The organism is Pontibacter roseus DSM 17521, from assembly GCF_000373265.1.
Taxonomy (GTDB): Bacteria; Bacteroidota; Bacteroidia; order Cytophagales; family Hymenobacteraceae; genus Pontibacter; species Pontibacter roseus.
This window is the reverse complement of sequence record NZ_KB890770.1, coordinates 12,372-35,319: the sequence shown is the minus strand read 5'-3', so window position 1 is coordinate 35,319 and position 22,948 is coordinate 12,372. Positions and strand designations below refer to the sequence as shown.

General features: G+C 50.6%; 20 protein-coding genes. 15 read left to right on the top strand and 5 right to left on the bottom strand.

Annotation, left to right across the window (positions count from 1 at the left end):
* The first annotated feature begins 134 nt into the window (after positions 1-134).
* The 9 genes from B051_RS0120175 (at position 135) to B051_RS0120135 (ending at position 8,504) form a co-directional block, all read left to right on the top strand.
* Positions 135-773 (top strand): hypothetical protein, encoded by a 639-nt coding sequence (locus B051_RS0120175; protein WP_157579147.1) that lies wholly within the window; start codon positions 135-137, stop codon positions 771-773.
* A gap of 6 nt (positions 774-779) precedes the next feature.
* Positions 780-1,859, top strand: a complete 1,080-nt coding sequence (locus tag B051_RS0120170) for an XRE family transcriptional regulator (protein WP_083919486.1) — start codon at positions 780-782, stop codon at positions 1,857-1,859.
* Between the two features lie 698 nt (positions 1,860-2,557).
* The gene (locus B051_RS22635) at positions 2,558-2,731 is read left to right on the top strand and encodes a hypothetical protein (protein WP_018480047.1); all 174 of its coding nucleotides are present in this window, start codon (positions 2,558-2,560) and stop codon (positions 2,729-2,731) included.
* Between the two features lie 299 nt (positions 2,732-3,030).
* Positions 3,031-4,062: an SAVED domain-containing protein gene (locus tag B051_RS0120160; protein WP_018480046.1), complete on the top strand. Its 1,032-nt coding sequence runs from the start codon at positions 3,031-3,033 to the stop codon at positions 4,060-4,062.
* A 5-nt stretch (positions 4,063-4,067) separates the two neighbouring features.
* Positions 4,068-5,624, top strand: a complete 1,557-nt coding sequence (locus B051_RS21725; protein WP_018480045.1) for a nucleotidyltransferase — start codon at positions 4,068-4,070, stop codon at positions 5,622-5,624.
* Between the two features lie 342 nt (positions 5,625-5,966).
* Positions 5,967-6,422 (top strand): LexA family protein, encoded by a 456-nt coding sequence (locus B051_RS0120150; RefSeq protein ID WP_018480044.1) that lies wholly within the window; start codon positions 5,967-5,969, stop codon positions 6,420-6,422.
* Entirely contained in the window at positions 6,419-7,687 is a 1,269-nt protein-coding gene (locus B051_RS0120145; RefSeq protein WP_018480043.1) for a Y-family DNA polymerase, read from the top strand. Before B051_RS0120150 ends, B051_RS0120145 begins: the two co-directional genes overlap by 4 nt.
* Before the next feature lie 77 nt (positions 7,688-7,764).
* Positions 7,765-8,094 carry a hypothetical protein gene (locus tag B051_RS0120140; protein WP_157579145.1) on the top strand — a complete coding sequence of 110 codons (330 nt, stop codon included), beginning with the start codon at positions 7,765-7,767 and terminating at the stop codon, positions 8,092-8,094.
* Positions 8,095-8,141: 47 nt separating this feature from the next.
* Complete coding sequence (locus B051_RS0120135) at positions 8,142-8,504, top strand: hypothetical protein (RefSeq protein ID WP_018480041.1); 363 nt, start codon at positions 8,142-8,144, stop codon at positions 8,502-8,504.
* 110 nt (positions 8,505-8,614) lie between these two features.
* Here the strand turns inward: B051_RS0120135 and B051_RS0120130 are convergent, their stop codons facing one another.
* From B051_RS0120130 to B051_RS21720, 3 genes are all read right to left on the bottom strand, one after another.
* Positions 8,615-9,058 carry a beta-barrel fold lipoprotein gene (locus B051_RS0120130; RefSeq protein ID WP_018480040.1) on the bottom strand — a complete coding sequence of 148 codons (444 nt, stop codon included), beginning with the start codon at positions 9,056-9,058 and terminating at the stop codon, positions 8,615-8,617.
* Positions 9,059-9,193: 135 nt separating this feature from the next.
* Positions 9,194-10,288: a DUF3991 domain-containing protein gene (locus tag B051_RS0120125; protein ID WP_018480039.1), complete on the bottom strand. Its 1,095-nt coding sequence runs from the start codon at positions 10,286-10,288 to the stop codon at positions 9,194-9,196.
* 7 nt (positions 10,289-10,295) lie between these two features.
* Positions 10,296-10,928 (bottom strand): DUF4099 domain-containing protein, encoded by a 633-nt coding sequence (locus B051_RS21720; protein ID WP_018480038.1) that lies wholly within the window; start codon positions 10,926-10,928, stop codon positions 10,296-10,298.
* Positions 10,929-11,236: 308 nt separating this feature from the next.
* Between B051_RS21720 and B051_RS0120115 the strand changes: the two genes are divergently transcribed.
* The 6 genes from B051_RS0120115 (at position 11,237) to B051_RS0120090 (ending at position 20,172) form a co-directional block, all read left to right on the top strand.
* A complete protein-coding gene (locus B051_RS0120115; protein ID WP_157579143.1) occupies positions 11,237-11,554 on the top strand; it encodes a DUF6660 family protein in 318 nt (105 codons plus the stop codon).
* 112 nt (positions 11,555-11,666) lie between these two features.
* Positions 11,667-16,052: a CusA/CzcA family heavy metal efflux RND transporter gene (locus B051_RS0120110; protein WP_018480036.1), complete on the top strand. Its 4,386-nt coding sequence runs from the start codon at positions 11,667-11,669 to the stop codon at positions 16,050-16,052.
* Positions 16,053-16,072: 20 nt separating this feature from the next.
* Entirely contained in the window at positions 16,073-17,275 is a 1,203-nt protein-coding gene (locus B051_RS0120105) for an efflux RND transporter periplasmic adaptor subunit (protein ID WP_018480035.1), read from the top strand.
* Between the two features lie 10 nt (positions 17,276-17,285).
* Complete coding sequence (locus B051_RS0120100; RefSeq protein WP_018480034.1) at positions 17,286-17,696, top strand: Fur family transcriptional regulator; 411 nt, start codon at positions 17,286-17,288, stop codon at positions 17,694-17,696.
* Between the two features lie 63 nt (positions 17,697-17,759).
* Positions 17,760-18,125, top strand: a complete 366-nt coding sequence (locus B051_RS0120095; RefSeq protein WP_018480033.1) for a DUF3703 domain-containing protein — start codon at positions 17,760-17,762, stop codon at positions 18,123-18,125.
* Positions 18,126-18,144: 19 nt separating this feature from the next.
* On the top strand, positions 18,145-20,172 hold the full coding sequence (locus B051_RS0120090; RefSeq protein ID WP_018480032.1) for a heavy metal translocating P-type ATPase: 2,028 nt from the start codon (positions 18,145-18,147) through the stop codon (positions 20,170-20,172).
* A gap of 394 nt (positions 20,173-20,566) precedes the next feature.
* On the opposite strand, the gene B051_RS21715 is transcribed toward B051_RS0120090, so the two are convergent.
* Both B051_RS21715 and B051_RS0120080 read right to left on the bottom strand, forming a co-directional pair.
* Positions 20,567-20,917, bottom strand: coding sequence for a helix-turn-helix domain-containing protein (locus B051_RS21715; protein ID WP_018480031.1), 351 nt, complete (start codon positions 20,915-20,917; stop codon positions 20,567-20,569).
* Positions 20,914-22,881, bottom strand: a complete 1,968-nt coding sequence (locus tag B051_RS0120080; protein ID WP_018480030.1) for a type IV secretory system conjugative DNA transfer family protein — start codon at positions 22,879-22,881, stop codon at positions 20,914-20,916. Before B051_RS0120080 ends, B051_RS21715 begins: the two co-directional genes overlap by 4 nt.
* Between the last annotated feature and the right edge of the window lie 67 nt (positions 22,882-22,948).

Below are 22,948 nucleotides of genomic sequence, written 5' to 3'. Positions count from 1 at the left end.
GATGATATTTGATTAAAAAACCTTTATGACATGATCGAAGCCTTGTTCGAAAAAAAATTGTAAAAAAATTTTATTCGTGATTTTGCCTGTTATATTTTTAGTGATATATTTGAATCGAAATATATAGAATGCCCATGGAGACAACTCTACGACCTACCATAACGCTATCTGACTTTCGTGACTTGGTTACGCCAGATGAACTGCAAGCTATTGTCAATGCTGTGGAAAGGGCCATCACCATCACCCTGGAGGTAGAGGGTACAGACCTCTATATCCCGCACTTCCGTGCCATTTACTCCTCCTGTCTTTTTCCCCGCATTTGGGGTATGCTCGAGGAAAGGTTCAGGAGCGATGAGGACTGGGAGGTAAAGAAGACACTCATGACCTTTACTTTGATAAAGAAAGGCGTGTGCCAGTTCCACTTCTACAAAGGAAGGGCAAACGCCGCCTTCAAGGCTAACTCGAAGCGCCAGAAAGCGATTGTGCAGGGAGAGTTGTACGCGGACCTTGAAATGCTGCCGAGCGTCATTCTGCAGCACTTCTCTGACCGGGCCAACTCACATTTGGTGGGGTTTCACGCGCTTTTCTTCGTGAGGGGGCAGCTGATGGAAGAGTTCGACGTCCTGCGTCAGGCCTCTACCCACAATCTGGCGTTGGAGCTGGAGCAAGATATTTACCCAATTACAGATGAGGCAGACAGCTTGGTTATAAAGTTCCGACCTAAGAAAAAAGGGAACCCCGGCAATGACTCAAAGCAACAACAGAAAGGATAATAGCATATGCAGACTCGGTTCAATTACCAAATGCTGGAATTAGCCAGGTCATCGCGCGGCATCACGCAGAAGGAGCTCGCGGCACTTATCAATAGGACACAGGCAGCGGTCTCTCAATGGGAGCACAATCTGCGCGAACCGAACGAGGAGGACATTGCCCTGCTCTCAGAGGCACTGGACTACCCTGTCAGCTTCTTTTACCAGGAAGACATCGACTCCTATCTGCCCCCAGTACAGGGGCACTACCGCAAGAAGGCGGCGCTCAAGGCGGTGCCGCGGACACAGCTGGAGTCGCACTTCCGGCTATTGGGAGGGTGGATCAGCAAATTGCAGGACGCCATTGAGCCGGAGGACGGCATCGCCGTTCCGGACTTTCTGGATGACTCGGTTACGGATACTGCGCCGCAGGACCTGGCGCGCAAGCTGAGAGCCAAGTGGCGCGTGCCGAACGGCCCAATCAGAAACCTGACCGCGCTACTCGAGAACCACAAGATCGTGGTGGCCAAGACGTGGATGGCTAATGAGAACGTGGATGGCTACAGCTTCTTTACGAGCCGGGGCCTTCCCGTTATTTACATCAACCGTGAGTACAGCCTTGACAGGATGCGCTTTAGTCTGGCTCATGAGCTGGGGCACTTGGTCATGCACACAGACTGTCTCCCGGGTGAGGAGCGCGAAATAGAGGCGAACCAGTTTGCAAGTGAGTTTTTGATGCCTGCACACGATATACACGACCAGCTAATCGGCCTTCGGTTGGAGAGCCTGATGGGGCTGAAAGCCCGTTGGGGCTGCTCCATGGCGGCCATTGTCATGCGTGCAAAGCACCTTGGCCTGCTCAACGAGGAGCGGCACAGGGGGTTGATGATCCAGCTCGCGCCTTACAGGAAGAAGGAGCCGGTTGACCTGTCAAGGCATGGCTTTACGGAGGCATCACAACTGCTGAGGGAGATGGTTCGCTGCCACCTGGAGGACCTGGAAATGTCTGCTACAGATATCAAGGAGATGCTGCACCTTAACGGGGGCGACTTCCGTCAGTTCATGGCTTCGCTGGGCTTTGTCAATGAGGGGATGTTCGTGTCGCGCTAATTAATTTAGTGCAGTTAAGGTGACAGTATGACAAAATTCTCTGTTTGACAGTTATTTCGGCGGGCTGTATGCCAAATTGCTAGTAATCATAAATTGAAAATTAATATATAGCAATAATGAACGTAGGCGGTACGCTTCTTGTTCATACTAAAAGAATAAAACCAGCTAATCTATGCTGCAAACATATGACTGCTGGTTTTTACGGGTCAGAATCCGCCAAGATTCTGGGGTGAAGTCGACGCTTCGGTAATGGTACTGCAAAAGTAACAAAATTGTTACGTCCTGCAAATCCACCTGAATTCTTCACTCGGCCTAGCCAGCCAGCCCTCTCCGGCTACATTCACTTACCGGGTTACGGTGCGCCTTAAAGCACCAAAGGTTATTTGCCTGCGCCTCAAAAGACAAGCAATGGATTATAAGCAAATGCATATGGTTAAATAAGAGGAGAAGTACACAATAAAATCAACGGGACACTTGTGTCCGAAGTGTCGGTAAAGGAAGACAATCCGATAAGGAGTCAGTGATTTCACTTCATTCTAAAGGGTAATTTGTGCTCTTACTTGCCGAACGTGACACTCATTGCAGCGCATGCCATCGTAGCAGTCGCCCGGGCATTCTGTGCCTACGGGCCATGGTATGTGCCCAGTCGGGCTACGTGGATCAACCAATATATTTACTGGATTTTAACCATACAATAGATGGCGACAAACAAGCCGGCCGGGGACGGCCACAGAAACGGAGCCGTAAGAGAGCGCTCCCAGACTTACAATCCGCACAACGACCGCTGGGTGAAGCGAGACGCGAACACCGGGCGCTTCATGGACCAGAAGTCCGATGGAAAGCCCTTTAAAGGGGTTCGCAAGGAGAGGTAGGCCATATGATGCACTGTTGCGCCCAGAAGTGTGTGTTTAGACTTAGTATAAGCATTGAATCTGGGTGCAACAGCTGCCTCAACCATACCTAGTGCTTTAAGCCTAGGTTACAAAGACTGAGAGAAAGCTAAACACCCTGCAGGTTCATACAGGCAGGAGAATCAGAAAAGTTAATAAGATATATGCCTGTTAAAAGAGCAAGAAAAGCCATTCCACAGGGCACGGCAAGGAAACTGTGGGTAAAATCAGCAGGGCGTTGTCAGTACCGTGGGTGCAACATCGTGCTGTGGAGAGACTCCATGATGCAAAAAGACATGAATAAGGCCTACATCTCCCATATCATTGCAGCTAAGGAAGATGGACCACGTGGAGACGAGGAGCTCTCCGAGAAGCTTGAGATAGCTTATGAAAACCTTATGTTGCTTTGCGACGAGTGCCACAACAGGATTGATGAAGCCGATCCTGAAAGCCATTCGGTGGTGTATCTTCAGGCAATGAAGGTCGAACATGAGGAAAGAATAGAGACATTAACTGATATAGGTATAGACAAGAGGAGCCATATCGTTGTTTATCGAGCAAACGTAGGCGAGCACACCCCTGTCCTCAATTTCGAAACAGTGAGGAGCTACTTGCCGCCTGAGCGTTATCCGGCAGCCCCTAGCGCTATTGATTTAGGCATGATAAACAGTCCTCAGAGAGACAAAGATGACTTTTTTTGGCAGTCAGAGATCAGTAGCCTAAAAGCCCTTTTTACAGAACAGCTAAAGCCTAGGCTGCGCAAGGGAGAAATAGAGCACCTGTCCGTTTTTGCCTTTGCGCCGATTCCGCTTCTGGTAAAGCTCGGGACCCTGATCAACGACATCCAGCACGTAGAAGTCCACCAGCCCATACGCAACCCAAAATCCTGGAAATGGCAACCAGATGATGAATACAGTGATGTCCGCTACTTAGTCCATTCCCCTAAGGAAAAGCAAGCACAGGTAGCCCTAAATTTATCGTTGAGTGCTACTATCACCAACGACAGAATCCACCGGGTGCTTGGGGAGGACGTGGCGATCTTCACCCTCACTACAGAAATGCCTTTCAATGACTTACTTAAGTGCAGGAAGCATTTACATAACTTCAGCAAAGAGCTTAGGCTCTTGCTAAACCAGATCAAGGCGGAGTACGGCTCTGAGGCACCTCTGCACGTGTTTCCTGCCATGCCGATTAGCGCAGCTGTGGAGCTAGGCCGCTCCTGGATGCCCAAGGCAGATATGTCCTTGCTGATGTATGATGAGAACACGGCGGCTGAGGGCTTTAGACAAGTTATTGAAATCCAAAACAACTGAAAGACATGCTTTTTCCCTCACCTTTCAAAAAAGCAGTAGGCACAGGCCAATTGCTAGAACAGGTCGCTGCAGCCCTAGACATCACTGAGGCACAATATCAAACTGTGGTGGACAGATATACTGCTGTTGCCAAGCATCTAGCTAAGAAGGACTCGCCCCTCAGCCCCTATAGCCCCGACATCAAACCGCAAGGGTCCTTTTTAATTGGGACAATGATTAGGCCTCTCATCGAGGATGATGAGCTGGATGTGGACTTAGTCTGCAGGCTGAGCGGAAAGAGCACAGCCTGGGCTCAGTATCACTTAAAGCATGCCATAGGCGGGCAGCTAAAGGCGGATGAAACTTACAAACGCATGCTTGATGAGGAAGGCAACCGGTGCTGGACACTAGTTTACGCTGAATCCGCTAAATTCCACATGGACATATTGCCAGCCATAGTGGGCAGCGGTCACTTTACCTTGCTCGAGAGATCCTTTGCGTCTTTGGACCAAAGCCAAGTGGATCAGCTGGCGATACGTATCACGGATAAGCGGCTTGGGAACTACACATCTGACACGAACACAACCAACTGGCTGAAGAGCAATCCATTTGGCTATGCGGCATGGTTCAAAGAAAGGTCGAGAGTTTCTCTGCTAGAGTCCCGCAGCATCAGGGCCTCCGTTGAACCACTCCCTGTCTACGAGAAGAGAAAAGAGCCACTGCAGAGGGTAGTTCAGCTTCTTAAAAGGCACAGGGACATCATGTACGGGGGAGATCCATGCAAGCCGATCTCTATCATCATAACTACTCTGGCCGCCAGAGCATACAACAGGGAGGCCGATGTCTCCTTGGCGCTCTCCAACGTGCTCCAGAGGATGGAAAGTTACATTGAGGAGAGGTACAGTCCTGTACACGGCAGGTACATCAAGTGGGTCGGTAACCCTGTTAATCCAGAGGAAAACTTCGCTGACAGGTGGCTTTTGGAGTCAGAAAGGGAGAAGAACTTCTATGAATGGCTCGAAAAAGCCAAAGAGGATTTTGCACACCTTATGTCATGTAGTCTGACCGAGGCCTACAGATACTCTAAAGAGCTGTTTGGCACCCGATCGGTTAACGAGGCTGTAGAAGAGCTTGGCGTCAAAAACCTAATTACTGAGAGATACCAGCAGCCATCCTACTTGCCGGCTGTTCTAAACGCAGCTCATAGGCAACAGCCTCAGTGGCCAGTCGCAATACGTTACAAAGTAGAAATACACGGTCACTACAAAAACAGCAAAGGCAAGCGAGTCACTATAACGGGAAATACAGTTGTGCCCAAAAATTGTGACATCTTTTTTGTCGCCTCCACAAACGTTCCCAAACCGTTTGATGTATATTGGCAAATAGTAAATACTGGCGAAGAAGCAGAGAAAAACAAGGGCTTGAGAGGAGGCATTTATCACTCTAGGACACTAGGCAAGGGAGGGCTAAACCAGAAAGAATACTCAAGCTATAAGGGGACACACTGGGCGGAGTGCTTTATCGTAAAAAACGGTGTCTGTGTGGCCAGAAGCTATGAGTTCATTGTGAACATAGGTGAATAAGTGATTAGCGATTACCCTTTAAAAGCAAAGTAAATTGCATCAGAAAGACTTGGTCTCTTTCTCGTGCAATTTAAGATGTCATCGGTTTAGCAAAGGCTAACTTTTTTCTTCTAATTAACATAAGGTAAATTATAAGACTATCTATATATAACTATCATCCATTATAAAACAGTCCTTAATTATGGTAATATATTGGTTGACAGTCCTATACAATAGGAACACTTGAAGATTGAAAAATAATAAGACGTTATAAATACTAAATATTTTAGCTTTTATATTTTATAAAGTTAATAAATTTCTCTAAAGTTGCGTAATAGCTAATATTTTTAGCAAACATGCAACATGAATACAGAGATATTATTACCCTCGGAAACAGTAAGCTTTGTTCTGCTAGGTCGTGACACGGAAACAAAGTTCCCGCTCTTCGCGGCACGTGTCCCGGCGGGTTTCCCCAGTCCGGCAGAAGAGCACATTGAGGACAGAATCAGTTTATCATCTTATCTAAACGGGCACCCAGACGCTACTTTTTACGTGCGGCTAGAGGGGGACTCTATGATAGACTACAACCTGCTGGAGGGTGACTTGCTCGTTGTAGACCGTTCACTGCACGTGCGCAGCGGCGACATCGTGCTGGCCAACGTGAACAGCGAGTACACGGTAAAGAAGCTGGAGATAACCGAAACTGGGGTTAGGCTTCTGCCCGGTAACAACAAGTATAAACCTATAGAAATCACGGAGGACCTGGAGTTTTTGGTCTGGGGCGTAGTGCGGGGTGTAGCCAGGAGGATACGTCAATGACTAGTTTGTTTGCCCTTGTAGACTGCAATAACTTTTACTGCTCTGTGATGCGCGTCTTTCACCCTGAGCTAAACAATGTGCCCGTGGTAGTGCTTTCTAACAACGACGGCTCGATCATCGCCAGAAGCAATGAAGCCAAAGCACTGGGCCTGCAGATGGGGCAGCCCTTTTTCGAAGCCAGGCCAACTATAGAAAAATATAATGTAGTCTACTTTAGCTCTAACTACACGCTTATAGGTGACATGTCTGCCAGGGTGCACAGTACCCTGGCCCGCTTCACTCCCAATATGGAGATTTATTCCATTGACGAGGCATTTTTGGACTTGGGTGGCTTTAAAGGAATAGATATACCGGATTATGCACGCACCATCCGGAACACCGTCAGAAAGTGGACAGGCATACCCGTCAGCATAGGTGCCGCGCCCACAAAAACCCTGGCGAAGCTTGCGAACCGGATCGCCAAAAAGTCTGAGAAGGCCAACGGTGTGCTGGTGCTGACGGAAGCTAAGCATTTGGAGGCGGCACTAAAAAGAACCGACGTCGGTGACGTATGGGGCATTGGCTCCCGCTATGCCACAAAGCTCCACAGCTTCGGCATAAACAATGCCTGGCAGCTAGCCAATGTCACGGATGCTTTTGCTAAAAAACATCTGACGGTGGTGGGGCTGCGGCTGGTGAAAGAGTTGCGTGGGGAGCCATGTACTGACCTAGAGATTGAGCCTCCAGCAAAAAAAGGGATCTGCTCCTCTCGCTCATTCGGGCAACCAGTAACCACGCTCAACGACCTAAAGGAAGCAGTGGCTGTCTACGCCTCCCGGTGCGCCTACAAGCTACGGCAGCAAAAAAGCGCCTGTCGCGTGGTAACCGTGTTCATTCACACTAATCCATTTCGGGAACGGGAGCCGCAATACTACAACACCAAAACCATCAATCTGCCCGTTTCTTCCTCCTCCACTATAGAATTAGTTCAGTACGCTACCATGGCACTGGAACACATCTACCGGGACGGGTTTGCCTACAAGAAAGCCGGCGTGTACATCACGGAGATTGGACCGGCAGACGGCGCACAGATGAATATCTTTGACAGGGTGGATCGGAGTAAGCATGCAAGCCTCATGCTCACGTTGGATCAACTTAACAAGTCTATGGGAAAGGGCACGGTAAAGGTAGCTGCTGAGGGGGTGAGCCCTATTTGGGAGCCTAAAGCTGAATTCTCTCCTCCATGCTATACCACAAGAATAGAAGATGTCCTGAAAGTGCGATAAGGCTCCAGCAAAGGATAGCTATCTTGTATATTAAATTAGATGTGCTAAATTCGGTAATGGTTAAACTTGAAAAGTACATGAGATTTAAAGAGGCAATAAAATTTATACAAGGGAATAAAGACAAAGCAGCAGTCGCAGTGAATAAAGAACAGATGGAAATTTTCATTCTTGATGTCTTTGTAGATGATCTTGAGTCTGATACTAGTGTTGAGGATATCCCTGTGTCTGTTTCTTACGAGCAAGATTTAGGGCCTGGTGCTGGTTCAGAAGACTTCTATGAAATCTCAGAATGTCTGGAAGAGCATCCTCATGTAGAAACATTAAAATTCTTTGTCGTTGACAAAGAGCTTGCCGATAGTATCCGAGGACATGAGTTTTGGTATCAGCTTGAGGCGCTGCGGCTTTAGTAGTAACTTGAAATAGGTAGATCTAACTAACAAAGGAAGGAAACTATATGATCAAGATGAAACATCCGGTAGAAGAGCGTAATGTCAGTCAGGAAAAATTTCTGGCCACCTGCCCCATCGGGGAGCGCCGCTTTCACGAGCTGATGTTTACGGTGGGTAACATTTCTTATCGTTACCATCACGAGGCCAAGGACTACACTCCTAATATGAATGATTATCAGGAATGGCTTGAGGGTCTGCCCGATAAGGTGCGGCAAGGAATGGAAGAACAAGGTTTCGAGAATTGTAAAAGCATCCTATCATTCACACGCTATGTAATGGAGAAAAACGATGTGGGAATGGAGGAGTACATTCGCCTTCATATGGACCCGCAGGACTACGAAGAGTACCTAAAAATAGCGAAAGGCTAGGTATAAATAAGTTAAAGATGCCTTTCTTATTTGATATTGGCGCTGAAGTTCGCTTCATGGGTAACACCTTCCATCTGCTAGAGCATTGAAGAGATGCCTCAAATCCTACCTCATTCATTGGCCTTATAATTCAGGTACTCATTTTTCTCCCCTGAAGCTTCATTGTAATTAAAAGTCTTCTCATCAATCTGCTTACCGTTCTTGTAAATAACAAAGCGCATCTGCATAGAAGCAGGACCATTCTCCACGGCACTGAACTCATTGGCAGCTTGTATGGTGAGTTCCCTTACCTTATCCGCTTCATAGGAATAGGACGTCTCCGAAAGGTTCCCGTCAAACAACACGGGCGGCATAGCCTCATTAGTACCCCTCACTTTAAAATCGCCACCTCCAATAGTAATAATCTTAATGAACTTCTCATAATCCCCTGACTGGCTGTAATCGACCCGATAGGTAGCAGTATCAGGCAGGGCCGGGCCCTCGCCTTCGTCATCACAACTAGCAAAAAATAGAACTGTACATAACAGAAGGGAGAAGATAGATAGCTTTTTCATAGCCTAAAAATTAAATGGTTTATAGTTAGGTGAAAAATATTTTCTACAGAGACGTAATTAACCGCAACAGCCAGGCGAGACACAGAAACTGCATTTCATCTCCTAAAATCTTTGACTGCTATACTAGATTTCAGATCATAACTTCACTTTCATAGGGATACGATTCTCCTGGTCGTTTTTGGGATGTATGATGTCGTTATAGTCTTTATGGCCAAGGGGCTTATGCACCTGAAGTCCGGAACGAATACCGGAGTTCTTCTCAAAGGCAAAAAGGCTCAGCTTGTCTACAGGAATATCAAATTTCTTTTCATCCAAGCTGAAGGTAATACTGTCGGCATTCTTTGTAAAGGTGTAGGGCTTACCTACTATTGCCGTGGCCAGATAGATATCATAGATCTTTCCCTGGTAATCGTTATCGAAAATGGTATGCTTTTGAGCATGCGGCCACGCCTTCAGGGAAAGCTCCACCTGCATCCTCGACATTCCCCCGCCAAACGAGACGAACACTGAGTTGCTGAAGTCCCGCTTATCCTTCTCCAGCTGATAGAAGCTCATGGCATCTATAGGGTTCTCCGCAAAGTAGACATGGCGTGTAAGAACCGGATTCTGCGCAAAGTCGGCTACCCAGACACCGTGCTTGCGGTCGCTGCCCGATGCCACGCCCTTAAAGCCATAATTTCTAAGGTCGTAGCCTATCGTTTCGCTGCTAGCTGGCCTTTGCAGAGGGAAAGCGATATTGGTATAGGCATTATCCTTCTCTGCGTCCCGCACTAGCCTTATGTAAGGCAGGAACAGCTGCACCGTCTCGCTAGAGAGACCTCGTTCCTTGATTAGGTAATGCAGCTTAAAAACAGAGGCCTCCGATTCGACAAACCTGCTTTTGTCAAAAGGCTTTGCTTCCGTAACATTGTAGATTGGAGCTTTGGGTTGAGAGGCATAAGCATACCTAGACAGCACCCTATTGATACCGTCGATCTCATTGCGAAAGCTTCCCTGGAAGCGGTGCAGCCGGTTGGCCACAAAATCTATCACAGACCCCTTGTCGTTGCTTCCATCCCGGTTGAAGTACATCTGCCGGGAGCTGTCGCCCGGGTTGTTGATGATAATCCTGTCTCCGTCAGGGTGCCTGAACTCAGGGCTCTTTCTGCCCTTCAGGGGGTCAAACACATAGCCTAGCGACTCGGCGACCTGAATAATCGACACCTGCTCTCTGTATTCCTGAAAAGTCATAGGCAAGCTAACGTTTAATAGACACAACAGGAGTTTCCTTCACTGCCAAGGTGTGGCTTTCTTTTACAGAGACTTGCCCCTCCACTATCTTCATTCCTTTAGGATCATTCAAATCCAGGCGGGCTGAGATCAGCTGATCCTTTGCTTTGGAATAAAGCTCCAGGGTGCCGCCTTGCCGCAGGTGCTCTTTCTGATCAGTACTCAACACGATATCCCTGATAGCACTAGGCACTTGGATATCCCGTACCCTCACCCTTAGAATCTCGTTGGTCTCCTTATCCAGCTGGAAAACATACAGCTCTTTCTCCCCATTAAGCGATTTAAACGGCTTTACCAGTAGCTCTCCGTTTAGCAGCTTCTCCAGCTCCTGCTTACTGGCTCCGATTTCGTTTTGTATCTCCCTTCGTATCGGGTGGATCATTAGCGATAAGGTGTTGTCTGGATTCATCTTCAGGCTCAATTTTGCATCCACGGTAAGAGGTTCCAGACTGGCGTCCTTGATAGTAAAGGTATTCAGGCTTGTGCGCCTGCCCGTCAGCAGGCTCACCAAATCGTCAGACTTCATGGAGAGCACGTCTTTCTTGTTCATTCCAAGGCGCTCGAATTGACCGTACGGCAGGTCTTTTATATCAAAGTTCATAGTTTTAATTAAATACTAGATACATTGATTTAAATTTACGATAAAATAATTTTTGAGTATATAATACGGGCTAATTATTCTAATTTTCATACATTACATGTATAAATAATAAATCATTATACATAAAGTATATAATAAAATATTCTTATTGGGATTCCTCAATATAAAATAGACTTAGGAGCAACCTAACAATAAGGAGAAAAAAACCACTCCCACTAAACATAAAATGCTATAAATGTTCCCTAGTGAGCGCAACAGCAACACTGCTAAAGCAGTACAACAGCAGAATTATTCTTACCTTTGCAATAATGAAGTACCTGACTGTCATTTGGGCTATTGTGATACTGGCCATGGCGTGCTTGCCATGTGCAGATGAAGGCGCAGCCTTTGCCCAAAGCAACGTAACGACAGTGCAGGTAGACGATTTTCATCAGGACGGTGCGCAGGACGAAGACCTTTGCTCGCCGCTGTGTGAGTGCAATTGCTGTGGCGGCATTACGCTTATCTCCTGGATAGCCCCGCCGTCAGAGCCGCAGCCGTATCCGCAAAACACGTACCGCAGCGCCTATCTTGATGACGCCGCCTTTTCGCCTGGATTCCCCTTCTGGCACCCGCCTAAGGTTTAACCGACTCTTTTCTGTTTAAGAAAACACGCCCTGCTGCATTGTCAATGCAGCTAAGAGTGGCGTGCGCTTATACGTTGTATAGGTGGTTTTTTGGGTTAAACCAACCATTGTAGTGTTAGACAAAATCATTCATTTTTCCATCTACAACAAGCTCATCATCGGCATCTTAACGCTGGGGCTTGTTGTATGGGGCGGCTATTCCCTGACCCAGCTGCCCATCGATGCCGTCCCGGACATCACCAACAAACAGGTACAGGTCATCACCTCCAGCCCTTCGCTGGCGGCCCAGGAAGTGGAGCGGCTCATCAGCTTTCCGGTGGAACAGACCATGGCCACTATTCCCGACATCGAAGAAGTGCGCTCCATTTCCCGTTTCGGGCTCTCGGTGGTAACCATTGTGTTCAAAGAGAAAGTGGACATCTACTGGGCACGCCAGCAGGTGGCAGAGCGGCTCACGGAAGCTTCGCGGAACATACCACCTGGCGTCGGCAGCCCCGAAATGGCGCCTATTTCCACTGGCCTGGGCGAGATTTACCAGTATGTGGTGCATGCCAAACCAGGCTACGAAGACAAGTACTCAGCCATGGAGCTGCGCACCATTCAGGACTGGATCGTTCGCCGGCAGCTGCTGGGTACGCCCGGTGTGGCGGAGGTTAACAGCTTTGGTGGTTATCTGAAACAGTACGAGATTGCCATAAACCCCAACAGGCTGAAAGCGCACAACCTGAGTATCACGGATGTACTCACAGCCCTGGAGCGCAACAACGGCAACACCGGAGGGGCTTACATCGACAAAAAGCCAAATGCCTACTTTGTGCGCAGCGAAGGGCTCATCAAGAGCCTGAGCGAAGTAGAGAAGGTGGTGGTCAGCAACACCTCCAACGGCACGCCGGTCCTTATCTCGGATATTGCCCAGGTGCAGTTTGGCGCTGCCAACCGCTACGGCGCCCTGACCGATGCCCAAGGCGAAGCAGTAGGAGGCATTGTGATGATGCTCAAAGGCGAGAACACCAACCAGGTCGTAAAGCGGGTAAAAGAGCGCATGGAGCAGATCCGGAAAACCTTGCCCGAAGGCGTAGCCGTGGAAGCCTTCCTGGATCGGAGTGAGTTGATCGGCAGAGCCATCAGTACGGTAGAGAAGAACCTGATTGAAGGAGCCCTGATCGTGATTTTTGTGCTCGTGCTCTTTTTGGGGAACCTGCGGGCCGGTCTGGTGGTGGCTTCCGTTATACCGCTTTCCATGCTGTTTGCCGTTATCTTGATGCGCCAGTTTAATGTGACGGGCAACCTGATGAGCCTGGGGGCCATAGACTTCGGCATCATCGTGGACGGCGCCGTGATCATCGTGGAAGCCACCATGCACCACCTGGGCTTGCGTGGCGGCAACAGGCTCACCCAGGCTCAGATGGATGAAGAAGTATACGAGTCGGCCCGTAAGATCCGCACGTCGGCTGCTTTTGGCGAGATCATCATCCTGATCGTGTACCTGCCTATCCTGGTGCTGGTGGGGATAGAAGGAAAAATGTTCCGGCCCATGGCACTGACGGTTTCCTTCGCCATCCTGGGTGCTTTTATCCTTTCCCTGACTTATGTGCCAATGATGTCGGCGCTGGTGCTGAGCAAGAACACGGCGCACAAGCGTAATTTCTCCGATAAGATGATGGACTTCTTCCAGCGCCTGTATAGTCCCGTCATCAAAGGAGCCTTACGATTGAAGGCATTGGTGCTGTTATTAGCCGTGGGCTTGTTGGCCCTGGCCCTGCTGCTCTTCTCACGCATGGGCAGCGAGTTTATACCCACGCTGGACGAAGGCGACTTTGCGCTGGAAACCAGGTTGCTGACGGGCAGCTCCCTTTCGGAGACCGTCGAGAAAGTGACGCTGGCTTCCCGCATCCTGAAAGAGCGGTTTCCGGAAGTAAAGGAGGTCATCAGCAAGATCGGGGCTGCCGAAATACCGACAGACCCCATGCCGATGGAGTCTGCCGACGTGACCATTATACTCAAAGACAAGGAGGAGTGGACCAGCGCCAGAACCCGCGAAGAGCTGGCCAGTAAGATGACCGAGGCCCTGGAAGCCATTCCGGGTGTCACCTTCGGCGTTTCCCAACCCATACAGCTGCGCTCCAACGAGCTGATTTCAGGGGTGCGGCAGGATGTAGGCATCAAGATATTCGGGGAAGACCTGCAGGAGCTGACGCGCCTTTCCCAGGAAGTGGGCCGTGTGGTGTCAACGGTAGAGGGGGCGGAAGACCTGTACGTGGAGCAGGTGTCGGGCCTGCCGCAGATCGTGGTGGACATTAACCGCGACCAGCTCGCCAAGTTCGGGCTGGATGTGGAAACGGTGAACCAGGTCATCAACTCCGCCTTTGCCGGGCAGAGTGCGGGCATGGTGTACGAGGGCGACCGCCGCTTTGAGCTGGTGGTCAGGCTTGCGCAGGAAAAGCGGCAAAGTATAGACGATGTGCGGCAGCTCTATGTCACAGCCCCCAGCGGGGTGCAGGTGCCGCTGGAGCAGCTGGCCAGCGTGCACTTTCAACAGGGACCGAACCAAATTCAGCGGGAAGACGCCCAGCGGCGCATCATCGTGGGCTTCAACGTTAGGGGCCGGGACATTGCCAGCGTGGTGGAAGAAGTACAGGATAAGATCGACAGCGCGGTTCAGCTGCCAACCGGGTACTTTATCACCTATGGCGGGCAGTTCGAAAACCTGGAGCAGGCCAACGAGCGACTTTCGGTGGCCGTGCCCGCTGCCCTGGCGCTTATCTTTTTGCTGCTCTACTTTACCTTTAAGTCCGTACGGTTCTCGCTGCTCATCTTCACCGCCATCCCCTTCTCGGCCATTGGGGGCGTGCTGGCCCTGTGGGTACGCGGCATGCCGTTCAGTATCTCCGCCGGGGTCGGTTTTATCGCGCTCTTCGGCGTGGCCGTGCTGAACGGCATCGTGCTCATTGCCGAGTTTACCAGGCAGCGGAAGGAACACCCCGGCCTAAGCCTGCGCGATGTGGTGCTGGACGGCACATCGGTACGCTTGCGCCCGGTGCTGATGACGGCTGCCGTGGCTTCGCTGGGCTTTCTGCCGATGGCGCTCTCCACCACGGCAGGCGCGGAAGTACAGAAACCACTGGCTACCGTTGTGATCGGAGGCCTGATCACATCCACCCTGCTGACCCTGATCGTGCTGCCCGTACTGTATGTTTTATTAGAAGGTTATTACATGAAATATCAGCGTAAAAAAGCAAACGACGGGCTTTCGGCGGGTACGGCTTTTCTCTTCCTGCTGGGTGCTTTCACCGTGCTGTCGCTTGCCGCGCCGCAGCAGGCAAAGGCGCAGCAAGGCGTAAAGGTGTATACGTTGCCTGAGGCGGTTTCCCAGGCACTTGATCAGAACCCGAGTGTAGGAGCTGCCAAGCTGGGCGTGAAAAGAGCCCAGGCACTGAAAGGGGCAGCCTGGGGTATCGATAAAACCCAGGTGCAGTACTCCACGGGCAAGCTTGCGACGGGTGCGTATGACAATGAGCTTTCCGTATCCCAATCGCTTCCCTTCCCCACAGTATACGCCCACCAAGCGAAGCTGGCGGAAGAGCTCACCCAGGTAAGCAGGCTCAATCTGTCACAGCGCGAGCGGGAAATAGTGCGGGATGTCAGGCTCAACTACTACGGCTTGGTGTACACTCTTTCGCAGCTGCACTTGCTCCATTACCAGGACAGCCTGTATGCGCAGTTTCTGAGAGCAGCCCAGGTCAGGCTGCGAACCGGGGAGACAAACCTGCTCGAGAGGGTAACGGCCGAGGCACAACTCTCAGAAGTGCGTAACAACGCCTTCCAGGTAGAGGCAGACAGGGCCATTTTCCAGGAGCGACTGCAAGCTATTTTAGCGATAAATGCAGGTGTCGCCCCGGCAGACACCGTTCTGCAAAAACTGCCATTCCCAACGGTTACCGAAGAGATGCTGGAGCAGCACCCACGCCTGCAGCTGGCACGGCAACAGATAGAAGTAAGGCAGGCCGAGACAAAGGTGGAGCGGGCAAGGCTCCTGCCGGACCTGCAAGTGGGGTACACCAACCGTACCTTAGGCGCCCACGAAAGTGTCATTGCCGATGTGGAGCCGGCGCAGGAAGTGTCATTCGGCGTGGCCATACCCCTCTGGCCAAAGCCGCAGCAGCGGCGCGTTCAAGCCGCCAAACTGCAGGCCGATGCTGCCAACCTGGACCTGCAGCAAGCCCGCAATGAGCTGCTGGCAGATACCAAAGCGGCCCTGCAGCAGGGGTTAAAACTGCAAAGCAGCCTGGCCTACTACGAGGCAACTGCGCTGCCACAGGCGCAGCTCATCATCGAGCAGGCCACAAAAGCTTACCGGGTAGGGGAAATCAGTTATCAGGACTATGTGCTGAGCCTGAACAGGGGACTTTTAATTCAGACAAACTATCTGGAAACCCTCCACGCCTACAACCGGGCCGTGATTGAGCTACAGTTTCTTATTGAAAATCAAAACAACTAATTAATTTGAATCCATCCCAAATGAAAAGGATCAGCTATATCGTATATTTCATGGGCCTGTTCCTGATTGGCGCCTGCGGCAACGAAGCAGAAACTGCTCAGGAGCCCGGACACCGGGAAGAAGAAGCCCATGAAGAAGAGAACCCGGCAAGTGCCGAACTAACGGAAGAGCAGTACCAGGTGGCAGGCATTACCTTAGGCAAGCCGCAGCTGCGCAACCTGAGCAACACCCTCACACTTACCGGCAAGCTGGACCTGCCGCCGCAGAACATGGCTTCCGTAACGGCTCCGCTTGGCGGGTTTATCCGGAAAACCCAGGTGCTGGAAGGCACCTATGTTAAGAAAGGCGACCTGCTGGCTACGATCGAAAACCCGGAATTTGTGACGCTGCAGGAAGACTACCTGAAAGAAAAGAACCGCCTGGATTACCTGGAACTGGAATATAAGCGCCAGCAGGAACTGCACGAGGAGCAGGTGTCCTCTGCCAAGACCTACCAGCAAACGGTGGCCGAGTACAGAAGTGTGCAGACGCGGGTACAGGCCCTGCAGGAGCGGTTGGCCATCATCGGTATCACGAACGGCTCTCTCCGAAGCGGTAAAATCAGACGTATACTGCCGCTCCATGCGCCTTTAGAAGGTTATATTACCTATGTCAAGGCAGATGTGGGCCAATACGTTGCCCCCACGGATGTACTTTTCCGCATCGCCGATACCGACCACCTGCACGTGGAGCTAACCGTGTTTGAAAAAGACCTGACCTCACTCAGGAAAGGGCAAGTGGTGCGCTACTCCTTGCCCGGGGAAAGCGCGGCTCAGCGCGAAGCCACCATTTTCCTGATCGGCAAAGAAATCAGCCCGGAGCGCACCGTGCAGGTGCACGCCCACATGGAAGAGGAAGACAAGGACCTGGTGCCCGGCATGTACGTGCAGGCCCAGGTGGCGCTGGATGACAAGCAGGTACTGGCCTTACCGGAAACAGCGGTGGTACAGGAAAACAACACTTCATTTGTCTTTCTCTACACAGGCCAGGAGCAGGAAGGAAATGCCCTGATGAAAAAATTTAGAATGGTACCCGTGGTGCGCGGCGTGGAACAAGGCGGTTTTGTACAGGTGGCACTTCCCGCCGGTGTAGATACGGCTACCGGAAACTTTGTTACCAAAGGAGCTTACTCGCTGCTTTCTAAAATGCGAAACGCTGAGAATGAGGGCGGCCATGGTCATTAATTATAGAAACATGCTGAAAAATCTGGACAAACTACTGCAGGATAAAAACATACGTCCAACGGCCATGCGCCTGCTTGCACTAGAGTATATTTCTTCACAACAGACGGCTGTTAGCCTCAGCGACCTGGAGGCAGCTTTTCACCGGGCGGACCGCATCACCTTGTACCGTACTCTGAAAACCTTCGAGGAAAAGGGATTGGTACATAGCATTATGGATGGCACCGGTTCGGTAAAATATGCGCTCTGCGAAGAAGGCTGTGAATGCGCTCCAGAGGATCTGCATGTGCATTTCTTTTGCAATAAATGCCGGGAAACGATTTGCCTGCCGATGTTGCGCATCCCTAAAATCCCCCTGCCGGACAACTTTAAGCAGGAAGAAGCTAGCCTGGTGATCAAGGGGACCTGCGGCAGGTGCAACTAAACAATGCAATGCAATTGCAGGCGGTTGGGCAGTAGTTTTGTAAAAGAAAACAAGAGAAGAACTATGAAATTTAACTGGAGCATGCCCACACCCCTCCGGACTTACTACCGACAGGAGCTAACTTCTTACCGCACGCTGTGGCAGCAGGGGCTTGCTGCTGAGGCATGGCGGCATCTGGAGCGGGCGCACATTCTGGGGCAGCCTTACCCCATAGAGCACACTGCCGTACATTGGAAGATGTTTTTATTTGGTTTTCAAACCAAGAACATTAAGGAGATAGTAGGGCAGCTTCCCCGCCTGCTGATCGGGGGAGTGAAGTCATGGGCAGGGGTGATACCGGTTGGAAACACCGGTGGTGCCAACGTGCCGCCGCTCCGGCCTATGCCGATTCCGGATGACTTGAAGCAGATCATCGAATCTGCACGATAACATTTGAAAGAATACGAACATGACAAAGCATATAGAGACAGATAAAAACATAGAGGAAGATTTTAAGCCTCTTGAGATAACCTCGCCCCGTACGGCGGAAGCTCCCGGCCCGAATGTGGGGGCCGAGTGCTGCTCCGTGGACGGAAAGACAAAGCAGGCAGGTGCCATGGAGCACGAGCACGCCGAGGAGGAAGCCAAATCATCCTACATCCCCACAGCACTTAGCCTTATCCTGCTATTGAGCGGCATCCTGCTGGACTACCTCGATACGCCCTGGTTCACGGGTTATGTGCGCTTTATAGTGTATGCAATTGCTTATGTGCTGGTGGGCTGGCGCGTGGTGTGGCACGCCATCAAGAGCCTTCGGGGCAGTTTCTTCAACGAGTTCTTTCTGATGAGCATGGCCACGCTGGGCGCTTTTTACATCGGGGAATATGCCGAAGGCGTGGCCGTGATGCTTTTCTACGTGGTTGGAGAGCATTTTCAGGAAGCGGCCGTGTTGCGCTCCCGCCGCTCCATCAAGGCGCTGATCGACAACCGGCCTGATGAAGTAGGGCTGGTGACTGAGAAGGGCATAATAAACGTGAAGGCCAAAGAAGTGCGGGTGGGCGACGTGGTGCAGGTAAAAGCCGGCGAAAAGGTGGCCCTGGACGGGGAGCTGCTCTCCGAACGCTCCTCTTTCAACACGGCTGCCCTCACCGGTGAGTCGAAGCCTGACACGAAAAGCAAGGGGGAAACGGTATTGGCCGGTATGATCAACCTGGATCGGGTGATAGAACTTCGGGTAAGCTCTGCCTACGAGAACAGTGCCTTGTCTAAGATCCTGAAACTGGTGGAGGAGGCTGGCAGCCGGAAGGCCAAAACGCAGCAGTTCATCACCCGGTTCGCCAAAGTGTACACGCCCATTGTGTTCTTCCTGGCCGTTGGATTAGTTTTCATCCCATACTTTTTCGTGGAAGCCTATGACTTTAACCAATGGCTGTACCGGGCGCTTATCTTCCTGGTGATCTCCTGCCCCTGCGCGCTTGTCATCTCCATTCCGCTCGGCTACTTTGGAGGTATTGGGGCGGCATCGCGCAATGGTTTGCTCTTTAAAGGCTCTAACTTTCTGGACCTGATGACGCAGGTGGATACGGTGGTCATGGACAAGACCGGCACTTTGACAGAGGGGGTGTTTAAGGTACAGCAGGTGGAGACGGTTTTGGATGATAAATCTTGGTTCCTGACGGCCGTGGCTGCGCTGGAGAGCAAGTCCACGCATCCAATCGCGCAGGCCATTATGGCCGAGGCAGGCCAGGCATATACACAGCACCGTGTGGAGCAGGTGGAGGAGATATCCGGGCATGGGCTGAAAGGTAAGGTGGACGGCAAAGAACTGCTGGTGGGAAATACTAGGTTGCTGGAGAAGTTTCATGTTGCTTTTGACCCGAGCCTGAAGGAGATCGTGGAAACGATCGTGGTAGTGGCTGTGGACGGTACCTACACGGGCTACATCACCATCGCCGACAAGGTAAAGGAGGATGCACCGCTGGCCGTGAGCCGAATGCGGGAACTGGGCGTGAAAAAGCTGGTTATGCTATCGGGTGACAAGGACTCCATTGTGCAGAAAGTTGCTGGTGAGCTGAAGCTGGACGAGGCATACGGCGGGCTGCTGCCGCAGGACAAGGTGAGCAAAGTGGAAGAGTTGAAAGCACAGGGCAGAACAGTTGCCTTTGTGGGGGACGGGATTAACGATGCGCCCGTGATCACGCTGGCAGACGTGGGCATGGCCATGGGCGGGCTGGGGTCCGATGCCGCCATCGAGACGGCGGACGTGGTGATTCAGACAGATCATCCTTCCAAGATTGCCACGGCCATCAACATCGGTAAAAAGACCAAGCAGGTCGTATGGCAGAACATCGCCCTGGCTTTCGGTGTGAAGGCCATCGTGCTGATCCTGGGTGCTGGTGGTTTGGCCACCATGTGGGAGGCGGTGTTCGCTGATGTGGGGGTAGCCTTACTGGCTATACTGAATGCCGTGCGGATACAGCGGATCAAGTTTGACTGAGGCAGCAAGGACAGCCGCAGAATCAGCTTTGTGGAAGCTGTAGCTTGTTTCCTTAGCTTTCTGAGGCAGAGAAATTACAACTGGTAAATGCTCAACATCGGAGATGAAGCAACTTGAAAACTGGTTGTTTCTGATCTGTAAACGGTTTGCAATAGGCTTGATTTCGGGTCGCAGTCGGGTTCAAGTGAAGGACTGGGCGTATTAACAAATGACCGAAATTGAGATAGGTAGTTCATCCCTGGAAGAGAATTAGCCTTCTAAGTCCTCCAATTACCACTCTGCCTGGCATATCAAATAAAATTGGGCAATTATTGTATTTAAGATTAACTATTCATCTTTTAAGCAAGATAAATCAAGAAATATTATTGAAAAATGGCCGTAGAAACAAAATGAATCAGGGGGTATTCAGCAACCGAATCACCTCCTCAATCTGCGTGGAAAATTCACTTTGGGCGAGCTTCAGCTTTTCAACGGCAATGCTGTTGAGGCTGTGGCTGTTGGATAGCTTCTCGTGCTTCTCCAGGATGTCGAAGTTGTCGGAAAAAAGAAGGTCCACGTGAAAGTGCTTACTGTAGAAGCTGAACAGGAGCAAAAGCAGTTCGATAGTCCCTCCCACCCCGTTCTCCAGCCGGGATATCTGGTTCTGGTTCACCCCCATGGACTCTGCCAGGCTCTCCTGCGATAAATCAAGCCGCTTTCGCAGCAGCTTTAGCCTTTGGCCTAACTCCTGTATGCTTACGCTCATTCCTGTAACGCTGTGATTAGTGTCTTAACCTCATTTCTAATTTTATTGTAGTTTGCTCTCAGGATTTGGTCTTTTTGGTCGGGGGTACCAAAGTTATAAAATTTTGGCAAGTCAAGATACTGCTTTTCTTCCTGTTGTATGTTATCAAGGTCGAGATTAATTTTACAGTGGTAGGTACTGGCAACATACTTCCCGCTATACTCTTCGCTATCGGAAGCCACCTGTCCTACCAGTTCGCCCGCCTGCAAATTGGCTATTTTGGATGCCGGGATAAGCGGTCCCATTTCCTCGTTCATGTTCACAGAGGTACGGTTTCGGTCCACGCTAAGCCCCTCCTTTAGCTGCCTCACCCTACCAAACAGTTTTTCCAGCCAGTCAAGCGTTTCTTTATTACGGGCAGAGCCCGAGAGTACATTGGCCGCTACAGAGCAAATGGTATCGGCTGTTTCCCTGCCATACTGCTGCCGCAGCTGCGGTAGTTCCTGCAGGCCCAGCAGCACTGCTATCTTGTTGCTCCTGGCGGTAGCGATCAGGTTCTCCACCCGGTGTATGTAAAGCGTAGGAGACTCATCCACGATCAGCCCACAGGGCAAGTTCCCCTTTGTATTGATCAGGCGTGTCATGCGATTGAGGATAAGCGCATTGCAGGCGCTGTTAATGCTCTGTGTGGCCGGGTCATTTGCAATCACCAAAACAGAAGGGTTTTCCGGGTCCGTTATCTTTAAGTTAAAGTCGTTTCCTGATAGTACCCAGAATGTTTCTTTTGTGGCAAGCCGGCCAATATTAATCTTTAAGGTGCCAATCTGTCCTTCCAGCTGCTCAAAGGCTCTGTTTTTATAGGCTGTGGCAAAAGGCGAAAGCAGGCTCTCCAGCTCAGGTTCGGAAAAGAGCACCTCGAAAATTTGATCATAGCTGAGGTTAATGAAGGAAAGTACATGCGGAAATGAAGAATACCGCCCCCCTTCGTGGCGGCTCAGAAAGTAGATGCAGCTGGCCAGGAAATTAACGGCCGATTGATTGAAGAACTGCGCAGAGCCTGAGTCCCTGTCTCCTTTTCGCAGAGCCTCCAGCAGCGCCTCAGCCGTTTCGGTGGCATCGGCCAGGGTAGGCAGGTACTCTGGCTTTAAAGGGTTAAATCTCCTGCTGTGCTCTACGCTGTTAAAATTGATGACATGGAACCTGTGGTTTTTCAATACCCCTCTCTTTCTATTGACCAGGTAATGGTAATAAGTCGTTCTGGCCAGGTCCGGAAACTTGAAGTCGTAGACCATCATAGAGAAGCCTTTCCCCAGGAGCTGTTTGATAAAAGGTAACACCACTGAGAAAGACTTTCCAGAGCCAGGCGTACCGATCAGCAGTGTTGCCCGAAAGGGGTTTACTACATTAAGCCACCCGCGCTGTACCCGCTTCTGGTAATAGTAAAGCATCGGGATGTTCACCGAGTAAGGCGTATGCACCGGTTTCCTGGACTGCTCAAAGGACTCATTTTCCACGTTGAATTTGTCCTTCATTAATCGGTGTTGTATATGCTTGGAGATGTTATCCAAGGCTATATGAATCATCATTGCACCTAAGAAGGAGAGCAGGATGTAAGCCGCATCAGACAGGGACACATCCCAGAAAAGATTACGGCTGCTTTTAAAGAAATAAAAGAAACCTGAGCCAAAGAAAAAGGCGCAGCCGATGAGCAAGGGAAGGAAGATATGCCGGAGCGGGTCGAGATCCAGGTTCTTCCTGGCCTTTGTGCCAATGCTCACGATCAGAATCAACCCGAAGGTAAAAGCTTTGGAGAAGTAGATGTGCTCATAAATAGCCATGCGCTTTACCTTGCGCAGTACAGGCTGCAGCTGATACATACTGCCCGAATCCATAAAGAGGAAAACAGCTACCTCTACTACAATAGTGAAATAGATAAGTCCCTGCAGGAAGGAGTAAAGTTTTTTGATTTCGCTGGATTCTTCCATATCGTTCCTGATAAAGGTTATCCAATACTATCAGATAGATGTAAGGGAAAGACTTAACAAACTTTCT